Below are 14167 nucleotides of genomic sequence, written 5' to 3'. Positions count from 1 at the left end.
CAAGGCCTTGTGCGACAGCCCTTCACAGCGCCGGGGTCGGAGACCCGCCCGCGATCTCCGCGAGCGCGACCGGTCTTCGCTCGCGCCTCGACACCTCGCACGCCTCCGAGATCCGCAGCGCCTGCAGGGCCTCCCGCCCGTCGCAGGGGTTGGCCCGCTCCCCGCGGACCACCTCCACGAACGCGTTCAGCTCCGCCTCGTACGCCGGCCCGAATCGCTCCAGGAACCCCGACCACGGCTTGTCCGCCGCGGGCGGCCCGGTCGGCTCGGTGGACGCGATCGGCGTACGGTCGTCCAGCCCGACCACGATCTGGTCCAACTCCCCGGCCAGCTCCATGCGTACGTCGTACCCGGCGCCGTTCAGCCGCGTCGCCGTGGCCGTGGCGAGCGTGCCGTCGTCCAGCGTGAGCACCACCGCCGCCGTGTCGACGTCGCCGGCCTCACGGAACATCGCGGGCCCGGCGTCCGACCCGGCCGCGTACACGTCGACGACCTCGCGCCCGGTCACCCAGCGCAGCACGTCGAAGTCGTGGATCAGCGCGTCCCGGTACAGCCCACCGGACAGCGGCAGCCACGAGGCCGGCGGCGGCGCCTGGTCGCTGCTCAGCGCCCGCACCGTGTGCAGGCGCCCGAGCCGCCCCGAGCGCACCGCCTCGCGCGCGCCCATGTACCCCGCGTCGAAGCGGCGCTGGAAGCCCATCTGCAGAATCGTCCCGGCCGTCTCCACCTCGCCGATCGCGTGCAGCGTGCCCGGCAGATCGAGTGCTATGGGCTTCTCGCAGAACACCGGAAGCCCCGACCGTGCTGCCCGACCGATCAGTTCGGCATGGGCCGACGTCGCTGTGGTGATCACCACAGCGTCCACGCCCCACCTGAAGATCTCGTCCACCCCGGGCGCCGCCGTCTCGCCCAACCGGTGCGCCAGCGCCTGGGCCCGGGCGCCGTCGGCGTCCGTGAGGATCAGGGAGCCGACGTCGCGGTGGCGGCTGAGCGTGTTGGCGTGAATCGTGCCGATACGGCCCGTACCGATGACCCCGATGCGCATGGAAACAAAGTGCGGGTTCAGCACGTACGCTGTCAATGCATATGTCAGGACAACCGAACTACACTACTTCCCGTCAACAACGCGTAGAGCTACGCTCGGCCCGTGCCGAAACCAGAAGTGGACCCGACCGTGGAACTCGAGCTCAGTGTGGACCGGAGCAGTCCGGTGCCGTTGTACTTCCAGCTGTCACAACAGCTCGAGGCCGCGATCGAGCACGGAGCGCTCACCCCCGGCAGCCTGCTGGGCAACGAGATCGAACTCGCCGCACGCCTCGGCCTGTCCCGGCCGACCGTCCGCCAGGCCATCCAGTCGCTCGTCGACAAGGGCCTCCTGGTGCGCCGCCGAGGCGTCGGGACGCAGGTCGTGCACAGCCAGGTCAAGCGGCCGCTGGAGCTCAGCAGCCTCTACGACGACCTGGAGTCGGCCGGCCAGCGCCCGGCGACCAAGGTGATCGTCAACACCGTCGTCCCCGCGTCCGCCGAGGTCGCGGCCGCGCTCGGGGTGGCCGAGGACAGCGACGTGCACCGGATCGAGCGGCTGCGCCTCGCGCACGGCGAGCCGATGGCGTACCTGTGCAACTACCTGCCGCCCGCCCTGATCGACCTGGACACCGCACAGCTGGAGGCCACCGGTCTCTACCGCCTGATGCGCGCCGCCGGGATCACCCTGCACAGCGCCCGCCAGACCATCGGCGCCCGCGCGGCCACCGCCGCCGAGGCCGAACGCCTCGCTGAGGAGGAGGGTGCCCCGCTGCTCACCATGCAGCGCGTGACGTTCGACGACACGGGCCGAGCGGTGGAGTACGGCACGCACACGTACCGGCCGAGCCGCTACTCGTTCGAGTTCCAGTTGCTTGTACGGTCGTGACCGCGCTCTGGTTCGTCGCAATGTCCGGACAATGCGACTCGACGTCGGGGACCGCAGCGCCGTGAGGGGCGCGGGGCTGTATCGATTTGCGGCTCCGCCGCGTGGGCGCGACCAGCCACATACAAGCTGTAGACGGCGTACGTCATGAACCACCCCATTGTTCCCCCGTACGGCACTCATCCCGACGGTGAGGCAGAATCGGCGGCGATGAGCACCTACCGCGACTTCACCGCCCCCATCGGCTCCCGACGGGCCCCCGTTCTCCGGACGGTGGGCCCCAGAGAGCGCCGCTCACACCTGTCGGCACCGCGTGTGCCAACGGTTGGCATCGACATCGGCGGCACGAAAGTCATGGCGGGCGTCGTAGACGCCGACGGCAACATCCTGGAGAAGCTCCGCACGGAGACCCCGGACAAGTCCAAGAGCCCGAAGGTCGTCGAGGACACGATCGTCGAACTCGTCCTGGACCTGTCCGACCGCCACGACGTGCACGCCGTCGGCATCGGAGCGGCCGGCTGGGTCGACGCCGACCGCAACCGCGTCCTGTTCGCGCCCCACCTGTCCTGGCGCAACGAACCCCTCCGGGACCGCATCGCCGGCCGCCTCGCGGTCCCCGTCCTGGTGGACAACGACGCGAACACTGCCGCCTGGGCGGAGTGGCGCTTCGGCGCCGGCCGCGGCGAGGACCACCTCGTCATGATCACGCTGGGCACCGGCATCGGCGGCGCGATCCTCGAGGACGGCCAGGTCAAGCGAGGCAAGTACGGCGTCGCGGGCGAGTTCGGGCATATGCAGGTGGTCCCCGGCGGGCACCGCTGCCCGTGCGGCAACCGCGGCTGCTGGGAGCAGTACAGCTCCGGCAACGCGCTGGTGCGGGAGGCCAAGGAGCTGGCCGCCGCGGACTCGCCCGTGGCGTACGGGATCATCGAGCACGTCAAGGGTCAGATCGGCGACATCACCGGCCCGATGATCACCGAGCTGGCCCGCGACGGCGACGCCATGTGCATCGAGCTGCTGCAGGACATCGGCCAGTGGCTCGGCGTCGGCATCGCCAACCTCGCGGCCGCCCTGGACCCGTCCTGCTTCGTCATCGGCGGTGGCGTCTCGGCCGCCGACGACCTGCTGATCGGCCCCGCGCGGGATGCCTTCAAGCGCCATCTCACCGGCCGCGGCTACCGCCCCGAGGCGCGTATCGCCCGGGCCCAGCTCGGCCCCGAGGCCGGCATGGTCGGCGCCGCCGACCTGGCCCGCCTGGTCGCCCGCCGCTTCCGCCGAGCCAACCGGCGCCGGGTCGAGCGCTACGAGCGCTATGCGCGGTTCGCGGAGGCCCGCCGGTCGTCGCAGGGGTCGGCGTGACCATGAACGTGCCCCGCCAGGCAGACTCCCCGGACGAGCCGCAGCAGCCGACCGAGGACCGTCGCCACATGATCCGCCGCAGGGCGCTGACCCTGCTCATCATCGTGCTGCTCATCGGCGTGCCCGCCGGTTATCTGGTGATCTCCGCCAACCAGAGCCGCGAAAGCGGCAAGGACAAGGAGGAGAAGTACTCCGCGACCGGCCTCACCCCGCACTGGCCGTCGAGGGTGCAGCGCCGCATCTACCAGGTGACGATCCCGGTTCCGTCGTACAACGTCGGGTACTACGAGACGAACAACTGGCGGACCAGCAGGCTCTACGTCCAGTTCTCGACCAGCGACGAGAACCTGGACGCCTACCTGGAGACCATGGGCCTCACCAAGAACGACCTCAAGCGGGACGACATCGCCATCGGCGCCCGCGACCAGAAGATCACCGGCTGGGACTTCAAGGGCCCCGGCCCCTGGTACGGCATCGTCCACAAGCAGAAGGACCCGGCTCCCACGCACGACATCGTCGTGGGCATGGCCGACCCGGAGAATCCGTTCGTGTACGTCGTCTCGCGCACGGTGCCGTGACACGGCGCGTCTCGTAGTGCGGCGGGTGCCGGGACGGGCCGGGATCTCGATCCGTCGCCGGGGCCGATTGTCAGACCCCGCCCGTAGAGTCGAAGACGGTTGATCCGACTCACGGGCGGGAGGTGACAGGACGTATGAGCGACATGACCGCGCACAGCGGCGGCACGGCGGTGACGGAGCGCGCCGGGGAGGCCGTCCCCGTCCGGCTCGCGGCCGTCTTCCTGCCCGCGCCCCTGCCGCGCGAGGGGCGGATGGCCTTCTGGGACCCCGAGGGCGGCCCGCTGCCCGCTGTGGACACCGAACTCACCGTCGTACGACGTCATGGAGCCGGTGTCCGCCGCAGGACCACCCCCGCGCTGTCGCTGCCGCTCGGCGAGGCACTGCCCCTGCTCGTGCGCGCCCGGCGCGACCCGGCCGCCCACCCCGCCACCGCCTGCTGGGGCGCGGCCGCGCTGCACGCCCTCCGGCTCACCGCGCGCGGCCGGCTGCTGCCCGGCCTGACCCCCGCGGGCCACGACGCCTGGCGGGCCGGCCCGCTCGACCCGGACGACATCGCACACCTGCGAGCGGTCGCCGCGGCCCTGCCGTACGAAGGCCACGCGGTCCCCCTCACCGGCCCGGGCCCGCTGCGGCTGCCCGAGCCGGAGGCGCTGATGCGCTCCTTCCTGGACGCGGTCGCGGACACCCTGCCCCGCACCCCCGCCGCCCCGCACGCCTCGGGAAGGCCCTTCGCCGCCCGCGAGGCGCAGCGCCTGCCCGACGCGCACGAGTGGGCGGCCGAGGTCGCCGCGGGCATGGACGCGGGCGTGCGGATCTCCCTCCGGCTGGACCTGTCGGCCTACGACCTCTTCGACGACGGCGGTGACGGCGTACGCAGCGCGGGCGCGGCGATCGTCCAGGTGCACAGCCTCGCCGACCCCACCCTGGTGGTCGACGCGGCCGCCCTGTGGTCCGGCGAGGCGGACGCGGCGTTCGGGCCACGCGCGCGGGTGGACGCGGCGCTGGCGGTGCGGCGCGCGGCCCGGGTGTGGGCCCCGCTGGACCGGCTGTCCGAGCAGGACGCGCCCGATGTGCTGGCCCTGTCCGACGAGGAGTTGGGCGACCTGCTGGGGGTGGCCGCGACCCGGCTCGCGGCGGCCGGAGTGGCGGTGCACTGGCCCCGGGACCTGGCGCATGACCTGAGCGCGGCCGCGGTCGTACGGCCCGCGCCCGGCTCGGCGACCGACGGCACCGGTTTCTTCGAGAGCGAGGAACTGCTCCAGTTCCGCTGGCAGTTGGCGATCGGCGGCGACCCGCTCACCGAGGCCGAGATGGATGCGCTCGCCGAGGCGCACCGCCCGGTCGTCCGGCTGCGGGACCGCTGGGTGCTCGTCGACCCGGGCCTCGTCCGCAAGGCCCGCAAGCGAGAACTGGGCCTGCTCGACCCGGTCGACGCGCTCTCCGTCGCCCTCACCGGCAGCGCGGAGGTAGACGGGGAGACGGTCGAGGCGGTGCCCGTCGGCACCCTGGCCGCCCTGCGCGATCGCCTGACTTCAGGGGTACGACCGGCCGAACCGCCACCGGGACTGCGGGCGACCCTGCGGGACTACCAACTCCGGGGCCTGGCCTGGCTGGACCTCATGACGTCCTTGGGGCTCGGCGGTTGCCTCGCCGACGACATGGGACTGGGCAAGACGATCACGGTCATCGCCCTGCATCTGAAGCGCGCCCGTACGGCCCCGACCCTGGTGGTCTGCCCGGCCTCGCTGCTGGGCAACTGGCAGCGGGAGATCACCCGTTTCGCGCCCGGCGTCCCCGTCCGCCGTTTCCACGGCCCGGACCGCACCCTGGAGGACCTGGACGGCGGCTTCGTCCTCACGACGTACGGCACGATGCGATCGACGGCGCCGACCCTGGCACAGCACGCCTGGGGCATGGTCGTCGCCGACGAGGCCCAGCACGTGAAGAACCCGTACTCGGCGACGGCGAAGGCCCTGCGCACGATCCCGACCCCCGCGCGCGTGGCACTGACCGGCACGCCGGTCGAGAACAACCTCTCCGAGCTGTGGGCCCTGCTCGACTGGACGACGCCGGGACTGCTCGGCCCCCTCAAGTCCTTCCGCGCCCGGCACGCGCGTGCCGTGGAGAACGGCGAGGACGAGGAGGCGGTGGCCCGGCTCGCCCGCCTGGTCCGTCCCTTCCTCCTGCGCCGCAAGAAGTCGGACCCCGGCATCGTGCCCGAGCTGCCGCCCAAGACGGAGACGGACCACCCCGTTCCCCTCACCCGTGAACAGGCGGCGCTCTACGAGGCGGTGGTGCGTGAGTCGATGCTCGCGATCGAGACGGCGGAGGGCATCGGGCGCAGGGGCCTGGTGCTGAAACTCCTCATGTCCCTCAAGCAGATCTGCGACCACCCCGCGCTGTACCTGAAGGAGGAGGCGGCGTCGCCGACCGAGCGACTGGCCGTCCGCTCCGGCAAGTTGACGCTCCTGGACGAGCTGCTGGACACGGTGCTGTCCGAGGACGGCTCGGCGCTGGTCTTCACGCAGTACGTGGGGATGGCCCGGATGATCGCCTCCCACCTCGCCGCCCGGGCGGTTCCGGTCGACCTGCTGCACGGCGGCACGCCGGTCCCGGAGCGGGAACGGATGGTGGACCGTTTCCAGAGCGGCGCCACGCCGGTCCTCGTCCTGTCCCTGAAGGCGGCGGGCACCGGCCTGAACCTGACCCGCGCGGGCCATGTCGTCCACTTCGACCGCTGGTGGAACCCGGCCGTGGAGGAACAGGCCACCGACCGCGCCTACCGCATCGGCCAGACCCAGCCCGTCCAGGTCCACCGCCTCATCACCGAGGGCACGGTCGAGGACCGCATCGCGGAGATGCTGGAATCCAAGCGAGCCCTGGCCGACGCGATCCTCGGCTCCGGCGAGTCCGCCCTCACCGAACTGACGGACCGTGAACTGTCCGACCTCGTGTCGTTGCGGAGGGAGTCGTGAGTGGGGTGGGGGAGTGGGGGAGTTCTGCCGGTCGGGAGGTGGAGATGGCTGCCGGGGAGGAGGCGGCCGTGCGCCCCGCGATGGCGGCCGAGGACGCGAGGATTGCGGCCGAGGAGGCCGAGAGGACGACCGGGGAGACGGGCGTGGCGGCCCACGAGGAGCTCACGGACGCCAATCCGACGGCGGACGAGCCGAGCCGATCCGGGAACCCCGAGCTACGACCGGCCGATGCGGCACGCCGGGCGCTGCGGGCCGCGCGGGAGCGGCGGGAGGGGGTGCCGGGGAGGACGGCCGGGCGTGGGTCGGGGGCGAGGAGGCCGGACGAGAGCGGGGCGCGGTCCCGGGGAGTGGCCGAGCGCGGGTCGGGGTGTGCTGCGGCGGACGGGCGTGGGTCGGTGTCTCCGGGGGAGGTGGAGCGTGGGCCGGTGTCTCCGGAGGCGGCGGAGCAGGGCTCGGCGCAGGTTGTGACTGAGGGGCAGGGCTTCGCGTCGGCGGTGTCGGAGGGGCTGAGTTCGGCGTCGGCGGCGTCGCCGGGGCTGGGTTCGGCCTCGGCTGTGTCGGACGGGCGCGATTCGGGGTCGGCCGCCTCGGCGGGGCGGGACTCGTTGCAAGGGGGGACCGCAGGCGAGGAGTTGGCAACGGACGGGCGTAACCTCCCGGCCCGGCCGGGCGATGCGGCCCGTGCGGCGCTGCGGCGTGCGGCATCTCGACCCTCCGGTGCCGATGCGGGCACGGGTGCCGGTGCAGGCATGGATGCCGGTGCGGGCACGGGTGCGGCTGCCGGTGCGGATGCTGATGCGGATGTGGATCGGGCCGATGCCGTAGAGGCAACCGCGACGGACGCGTCCGCCACCGCGTCCGGACAACAGGGGGCACGTCCCGCGGACGCCGCCCGTGAAGCACTGCGCGCCGCGCTGGAGGAGAAGCGGCGGGCTCAGGCGAAGGCGGCTGACAGGGGCGCCGAGAGCACACGACGGTCACGCCGAGCCGCACCGACCGATTCCGGGGGCCGGCAAGGCGCAGGCACCGGTTCCGGGGACCGACGAGGCGCAGGCACCGGTTCCGAGGGCAGGCGAGGCGCGGAAACCAGTGCCGAGGCCAGGCGTGCCCGTGATGTACGGAGCTTGCTCGCCGGTGCCTTCCGGATGCCGCCGTTGGACTCACCCTCCGGCGCTGGCCCGGCGACCCCAGAACCGTTCGCAGAGCCGTCCGCCCAGCCGCGGAACCAGCCGACGAGCCCCACCTCGCCCTCACCCTCAACTCCGGCTTCCGCCACACCTTCCGCGGAGACCCCGGCGCCCCTGCCGCCCTCCGATCCAGGCTCGCCCGGGGGAGAGGAATCCACAGCCCCCTCGGTGCCCACCGTCAGCCGGTCCTCACCAGCTCCGGCCGATCCCACCACACCCACACCCACACTCCACCCCGAAGACGATTCCTCACCGGCCCCCGCCGACGTCGCCGCCCACTCCTCACCCCCCACCCCCTACTCCTCCCCGAAACGCACCACCCCTCCCGCCACCCCCCAGGTCCCCCGCTCCATGGCGGCTCCCGGCCGTGACGGTGAACTCCGCCGTACCTTCCCCGCCTTCGCGCCCCGCCCCTCCGGAGACGACGCCCGCTTCGCCGAGACCTGGTGGGGCAACGCCTGGGTGACCGCTCTGGAAGAGGGCGCCCTCGATCCCAAGCGGCTGGCCCGCGGACGCGGTTACGCGGAGCAGGGACATGTCGACGCCATCACGGTGACGCCAGGGCTGGTGCTGGCGTACGTGCGGGGCAGCCGTCCGCGGCCGTACCGTGTGCAGGTACGGCTGCGGACGTTGGACGACGCCGACTGGGCGAGGTTCCTGGACGCCGCGGCCGACAGGCCGGGACACATCGCCGCGTTGCTCGACAAGGAGATGCCCGAGTCGCTCGCCGAGTGCGGCGTACCGCTGTTGCCGGGCCCCGGCGACCTCGACCCCCACTGCAGCTGCCCCGACCGCGGCCACCCCTGCAAGCACGCCGCCGCCCTCTGCTACCAGACCGCACGCCTGCTGGACGCCGACCCCTTCGTGCTGCTCCTGCTGCGCGGCCGAGGTGAACGGCAACTGCTCGACGCCCTGTCCCGCCGCAACGCTGCCCGTGCGGCCCGCGCGGCCCAGGAGCGGGAGCCGGCGCCCCTCCCGGGCGTGCGGGCCACCGACGTCCTCGCGCCGGACCGCCGACTCCCACCCCTGCCGATGCCGTCGCCCGTGCCCGCCCACCCGGAGCAGCCCCCGGCCTACCCGGCGGCACCGGGCGGCCCCGACCCCTTCGCGCTGGACCAACTGGCGACCGACGCCGCCGCCCGCGCCCACGCCCTGCTGAGCACCGGCCGCGATCCGGTCGGCGAGCTGACCCTGTGGCAGGACGCGGTCCGGCTCGCCGCCGCACGCCCCGGTTCCGGCCTCACCGCCGCCACTCGCGCCCTGTACTCCTCGCTCGCCTCCGCCGCCGACCGCACTCCGGCCGAGCTGGCCCGCGCGGTCGCCGCATGGCGCCAGGGCGGCCTGGAGGGGCTCGCCGTACTCGAAGAGCCCTGGGACCCACCCGCAGGCCGCTTCGACCGGGCCCGCCCCCTCCTCCTCGCCGCCGACCTCCCAGCCTTCCGCCCCTGGCGCAACCGCCTCACCCATCCCCGCGGCCATCTCCAACTCCGGCTGGGCCGCGACGGCCTCTGGTACCCGTACGAGTCGGAACCCGGCCACGACGACTGGTGGCCCCACGGCACCCCCGACCTGGACCCCGTCGGCGCCCTGACGGGCCTGGGCGCCTCACCGGAAGCCTGACAGATTGGGAGACGGGGCGCTGCGCGATGAGGATGGCATCGGATGCACCGGGGCGGGTGCCGGCACTGGACGGGCGCGAATAGGAGCGGTGACCAGCCCGTCAGGTCTTCGTTCACACCGCTGCGGGGACGGCGAGGTCGGCCCATACGGTGTGGCCGTCATTCAGCACCTCGTGCCCCCACTCCGCCGCCAGCGCGTCGACCAGGTGGAGCCCCCGACCGTGGCACTCGTCGGCATCGGCGAATGGGCTGCGAGAAGCGGGGCCGTCCCACCCGCGCCCGCTGTCGACGACCTCGACCCGCAGACTCGTCGTGCGGTCCGGGAGAGGCATCAGGCGCAGTGAGTGCCGGACGGGACCGCCCCCGTGCATGATCCCGGGAGGCGCGGGTGGGGGGCGAGGACACCCGCCGCCAGCAGGTGCGCGAGGGGGCGGGCCCGGGTCGTGGGGGACGCGGTCGCGCAGCCAGGCCTCTGACACCGCCGGGCTGGAGCGCAGGCAGGTCAGGACGGCTGTCATGGCCGGCTCGCGGTCGGCGCGCTCGATCGCCGCGTCGGTCAGGGCGCCGTTGTGCAGCACGGCCTGCCCACCCCCGTCGTCCTCCGGATCGAAACCGAGGGCCTCCAGGAACGCGGTGACATCGGCGGCGGTGGCCTCGACGCCGAGCAACTCGCCGTGCTCGCGCGAGCCGCCCGCCGGGACGCTTCGTGGGCAGGGGGGTGCTTGACGCTCATGATTCCGACGATCTAGCCGCGGCTCTGGCGTTCGATCGCCACCATGGCAGCGTCGTCGCCCAGATGCCCTCCCGGCGTGTAGGCGAGGAGGTCTTCCTGCAGATGACGCAGCAGTCCCTGAGGCTCGCCTTCGGGCACGGCGCTCAGACGCTGGGCCAGCGGGTAAAAGGTCCCCGAGCCGTCGCGAGCCTCGATGACGCCGTCGGTGTACAGCAAGAGGGTGTCGCCGGGCTCGAAGGGGAAGGTTTTCGCGGCGAAGGGGGAGGCGGTGAACTCGGTGAGCCCCAGGGGCGGGGCCGGATCGTCCACATCGAGCGAGATGACCTGGCCCCTGTGCAGCAGCAGAGGCGGTGGGTGGCCGCAGTTGATCAGACGAAGGACCGGTGTGTCGTCGGGGATGTCCAGGATGGCGGCGGTGATGAAGGCTTCGCTGGGGGATCCGGGTCCCGACAGGGCCGCTCCCGGGTCGTCCAGGTCCGAGGAGACGGTCCCCTCCAGGTAGGCGACCAGCGCGGCGAGGTCGGCCTGCCGGTGGGCGGCGGAGCGGAAGGCGCCGAGAAGGAGGGCAGCGTCCCCGATCGCCTCCAGGCCCTTGCCCCGGACATCCCCGACGATGAACCGGGTCCCCTGCCCGGCACGCGCTGCGGCGAACAGGTCGCCGCCGATCTGTGCCTCGGCTTCGGCGGCCAGGTAGACGGACGCGATCCGCAGCGGGCCGATCCGGCGCGGCAGCGGTCGTAGCACGACCTGCTGTGCGGCCTCCGCCACCGAGCGCAGCTGCATCAGTTCCTTCTCGTGTCGCTCGCGCCGGTGGGCGAACAGCGTGACGAACACCGAGATCAGGACAAGCGCGGTGAGCTGGAAACTGTGGTTGAGGTCGGTGAGACTGGTGCGCACGATCGCGATCACGGCCTGAGCGAGAACTGCGACCGCCCCGACGCACCCGGTGGTGCGAGGGCCTGCGAACGATGCGGTGATGGCGGGAGCGGCGGCCAGGAAGGGGCCGAGATGCACTTCGGGGGGAGCGAGGATGTCGCCCACCGTGACGACGACGATGAGCCCGAGCGGTACCGCCAGCAGAGCCTGATATGGCTCCCGTGATCGGCGATGGCTGCCGTGCGGTCCTCGAGCACCCATGCAACCTGGATACACCCCCGAGACGTTTTGTACCTCCGCTGACCTGTTGCACGCGCGGCCTCCCCGCGATCAGGTGCAGTCGAGTCCCGTTACGCTTCGCCGCAGCGCAGTGCCTCTCTACTGACACGTGGCGTCGAGGCGGTGGAGTTACTCCTCAGTGGCCGGCAGGTCGCTGAGCCTCGCGTGGATCATGCCGTGAGCATTGCTCTTGCGCTGACGTAGTCTGCGGAGTTCCCCGTGCGGGCGCGCAACACAGCCCACGATCGCCGGTTGGCCAGCGGCGGCCCCTTGTTCTTCGACGGCCCGGCACGGCTCACGCCTACCAGGGCCTTCTCCATGGCGCGCGGCCGCGCGGGGACCGAACTTCATGCGTTCCGGTCTGGCGGATTCAGTGCGCGATCCACTCAGGTAGCTGCCCAGTCAACGTGGTATCGCTGGCTGGGCGGTGATGAGCGTAGGCACTTGCCACGCCATGCGGGTCGGTGCGCACCTGCGGTTGTCAGGGCAGCCGGACCAGGTTCAGCCGGTAGTCCTCGACCCGGGGCAGCCGCTGGGCGGCGAGACCGCTGAGCATCTGCTGGACGGGGGCCGGAAGTTCGTTGTACATCGCGGCAGGAAGGCTGCTGAACGTGTGGGAGGCCAGTACTTCGACTCCCGTTCGCCACTCAGCGAGCTTCGCCGGATCGGCACAGTTCCACTGCATCCGGGCGTCGACCTTGCTCAGCGCGTCGTGCTGGTCCTGGGTGTCGAAGTGGCCGGGGCCGGACGTGTCGAGGGCCAGCAGGGAGCCGGGGAAGCGGTCGGCGAGCAGGCCGATGACCTCGCGGACGTCCGTCTCCGGGAGATAGGGCAGGACGGCTTCGGCGGCGAAAAGGCAGGGGCCGCCGGAGTGCACGGCGACGGTGTCCGCCCACGCCGCGTCCGTCACGGACGCGGGGATCATCGTGCGACGTGGCGTGTCGGTGAAGAAGGTGCGGCGCAGTTCGATCACGTCGGGCAGGTCGAGGTCGAACCAGCGGGCCCGGCCGTTGTCGGTGCGTTCGTAGCGGGTGTTGAGGCCGGTGCCGATCTCTACCACCGTGCCGGTGGGATGTTCCGCGAGGAAGTGCGCCACCCAGCGGTCGAACAGGCTGGTGCGCAGGACCGTGCCGAGCAGACTGGGCAGGCCGTCGAAGCGGGCGAAGTCGTAGTCGATCGCCGCGACGAGCTCCTCGGCGACGGGGTCGCGCAGGACCGCGTCCCGCTTACGGCTCTCCACTGCCCGGCCGTACAGGGGGATGAGAAGCGTTTCCTGGACCGTGCCCAGGCGCGCGGTGCGCTCTGCCATGACTGCCTCCCTCTCCTGTGGGAACTGGGAGCCTTTGACGCTATATGAAAATGGATCCCATTGTAAGAGCTTGGCCCGGGCCGAGACCGCCTGCCCTGCACCGGCCTCGAGGCGCGGCCCGGCTGTCAGCGGCCCACGGCATCGCCTTGGGCGCCGTCGGTCTGCGTGCGCAGCATCGCGTGGCCGCCGTGGCCCAGGGGGGTGTCAAGCTTCCATCGGGCTGCTTCGCTGCCGGTTCGGGCGTCGAAGACGTGGACCTCACCGTGCCCGCCGCGGGTGACGGCGACCCAGTCGGAGCCCGGTGAGGCGGCCACCGCACGGCGTTGGACGCCCTCCCAAGGGGTGCCGCCGCGGCGGGGTGCGCCGTCCATGGCGGGAAGCGGGACGCGGCGGGCGGTGTCGTCGGCGTCCAGGAGGATCAGTTCGTCGCCGTCCGGGTGAATGCGGGTGAACGCCGTGTGGTGTTGGGCGAGGGCCAGCCGGAAGACCAGACCGGGGCCGAGCTCCGTCAGAGTGGTGCGGTTCGTCTCCAGGTCGTGGCGCCATGCCTGGTTGGTCCATTCCGGCCACCGCAGCGGGTCCGCGGGGCCGCCCCGCAGTGTCGACCACAGCGCTCGTCGCCGAGGGTCGAGCCGCAGGTACCAGCCCCGGGCAGGGGAATCCCAGGGGATCGTCCGCTCCGGGACGAGTACGTCGCCCTCACGGCGTGCCCGGTGCACCCCGTCACCCGTGGCCGCGAACACGTGGCCCGAGTACGGGTCTTGAGCGTCCCCGTGTCCGTCGTCCGGCAGCGGAAGGTGTGCGTGGGGCGTGACCGGAGGGCAGCCGGGCGGTGCCGTGAGCAGGTCGGTGAACCGGTGGACGGTCAGCGTGCCGGGCTCCCGGTGCCGTAGGACGACCAGCGGATCGCCGTTGCCCAGAACCGTCACGCCTGGTTCGCCGACGCGCGTGCGTACCCGGGCCGCGTCGCCCGTCGTGAGGTCGACGACCGTCAGCAGGTCCGACCAGGGCTCGGCGTTCTCGCCCAGGCCCGTCGTCACGGCCGCCCACCGGCCGGACGGGTCGCAGGCCAGGTGCTCGGCCGGCACGGCGACCGGGATCGCGGTCTCCACCAGCTCGTCGCCGAAGGGGTCGAGCACCAGCAGCTCGCCCCTGCGGTCGTCGACGCAGGCCGCTCGCCCGCCCGGCAATGCCAGGAACCCGGCATGTTCCGAGAGGTGACGGCCGGTGAGGCGGCCCGTCTCGGTGCCGTCCGGCACTGTCAGCACGTGGATGCATCCCTCCACGTGGTCGGAGACGAGCAGCAGAGCAAGGGCGGCTGTCATCGATGCCTCCATGGAAAA

General features: G+C 72.5%; 11 protein-coding genes. 6 read left to right on the top strand and 5 right to left on the bottom strand.

Annotation, left to right across the window (positions count from 1 at the left end):
* Window positions 1-22: 22 nt before the first annotated feature.
* Window positions 23-1045 carry a Gfo/Idh/MocA family protein gene (locus tag IF78_RS0101455; RefSeq protein ID WP_031475505.1) on the bottom strand — a complete coding sequence of 341 codons (1023 nt, stop codon included), beginning with the start codon at window positions 1043-1045 and terminating at the stop codon, window positions 23-25.
* Window positions 1046-1174: 129 nt separating this feature from the next.
* Between IF78_RS0101455 and IF78_RS0101450 the strand changes: the two genes are divergently transcribed.
* From IF78_RS0101450 to IF78_RS45570, 6 genes are all read left to right on the top strand, one after another.
* Window positions 1175-1912 carry a GntR family transcriptional regulator gene (locus IF78_RS0101450; RefSeq protein WP_199921345.1) on the top strand — a complete coding sequence of 246 codons (738 nt, stop codon included), beginning with the start codon at window positions 1175-1177 and terminating at the stop codon, window positions 1910-1912.
* A gap of 207 nt (window positions 1913-2119) precedes the next feature.
* Entirely contained in the window at window positions 2120-3268 is a 1149-nt protein-coding gene (locus tag IF78_RS0101445; protein ID WP_031475509.1) for an ROK family glucokinase, read from the top strand.
* Window positions 3265-3846 (top strand): hypothetical protein, encoded by a 582-nt coding sequence (locus IF78_RS0101440; RefSeq protein WP_031475511.1) that lies wholly within the window; start codon window positions 3265-3267, stop codon window positions 3844-3846. The genes IF78_RS0101445 and IF78_RS0101440 overlap by 4 nt, the downstream gene beginning before the upstream one ends.
* A 134-nt stretch (window positions 3847-3980) precedes the next feature.
* A complete protein-coding gene (locus IF78_RS0101435) occupies window positions 3981-6821 on the top strand; it encodes a DEAD/DEAH box helicase (protein WP_031475513.1) in 2841 nt (946 codons plus the stop codon).
* A 696-nt stretch (window positions 6822-7517) separates the two neighbouring features.
* Window positions 7518-7646 carry a hypothetical protein gene (locus IF78_RS50765; protein WP_425314590.1) on the top strand — a complete coding sequence of 43 codons (129 nt, stop codon included), beginning with the start codon at window positions 7518-7520 and terminating at the stop codon, window positions 7644-7646.
* Window positions 7625-9628 carry an SWIM zinc finger family protein gene (locus IF78_RS45570; protein WP_425314588.1) on the top strand — a complete coding sequence of 668 codons (2004 nt, stop codon included), beginning with the start codon at window positions 7625-7627 and terminating at the stop codon, window positions 9626-9628. The genes IF78_RS50765 and IF78_RS45570 overlap by 22 nt, the downstream gene beginning before the upstream one ends.
* A 112-nt stretch (window positions 9629-9740) precedes the next feature.
* Here the strand turns inward: IF78_RS45570 and IF78_RS44820 are convergent, their stop codons facing one another.
* The 4 genes from IF78_RS44820 to IF78_RS0101405 all read right to left on the bottom strand — a co-directional run bounded on the left by IF78_RS44820 (window position 9741) and on the right by IF78_RS0101405 (window position 14149).
* Complete coding sequence (locus IF78_RS44820) at window positions 9741-10295, bottom strand: ATP-binding protein (protein ID WP_051827445.1); 555 nt, start codon at window positions 10293-10295, stop codon at window positions 9741-9743.
* A 77-nt stretch (window positions 10296-10372) separates the two neighbouring features.
* On the bottom strand, window positions 10373-11497 hold the full coding sequence (locus tag IF78_RS0101415) for a PP2C family protein-serine/threonine phosphatase (protein WP_031475519.1): 1125 nt from the start codon (window positions 11495-11497) through the stop codon (window positions 10373-10375).
* Window positions 11498-11996: 499 nt separating this feature from the next.
* Entirely contained in the window at window positions 11997-12824 is an 828-nt protein-coding gene (locus IF78_RS0101410) for a class I SAM-dependent methyltransferase (protein ID WP_031475521.1), read from the bottom strand.
* 125 nt (window positions 12825-12949) lie between these two features.
* Entirely contained in the window at window positions 12950-14149 is a 1200-nt protein-coding gene (locus IF78_RS0101405) for a hypothetical protein (protein WP_031475523.1), read from the bottom strand.
* Window positions 14150-14167: the final 18 nt, after the last annotated feature.

Origin of the sequence: Streptomyces bicolor, assembly GCF_000719285.1 — a bacterium.
Classification (GTDB): domain Bacteria; phylum Actinomycetota; class Actinomycetes; order Streptomycetales; family Streptomycetaceae; genus Streptomyces; species Streptomyces bicolor.
Note: the sequence above shows the minus strand (reverse complement) of the source record. Positions and strands in the feature narration are given on the sequence as shown.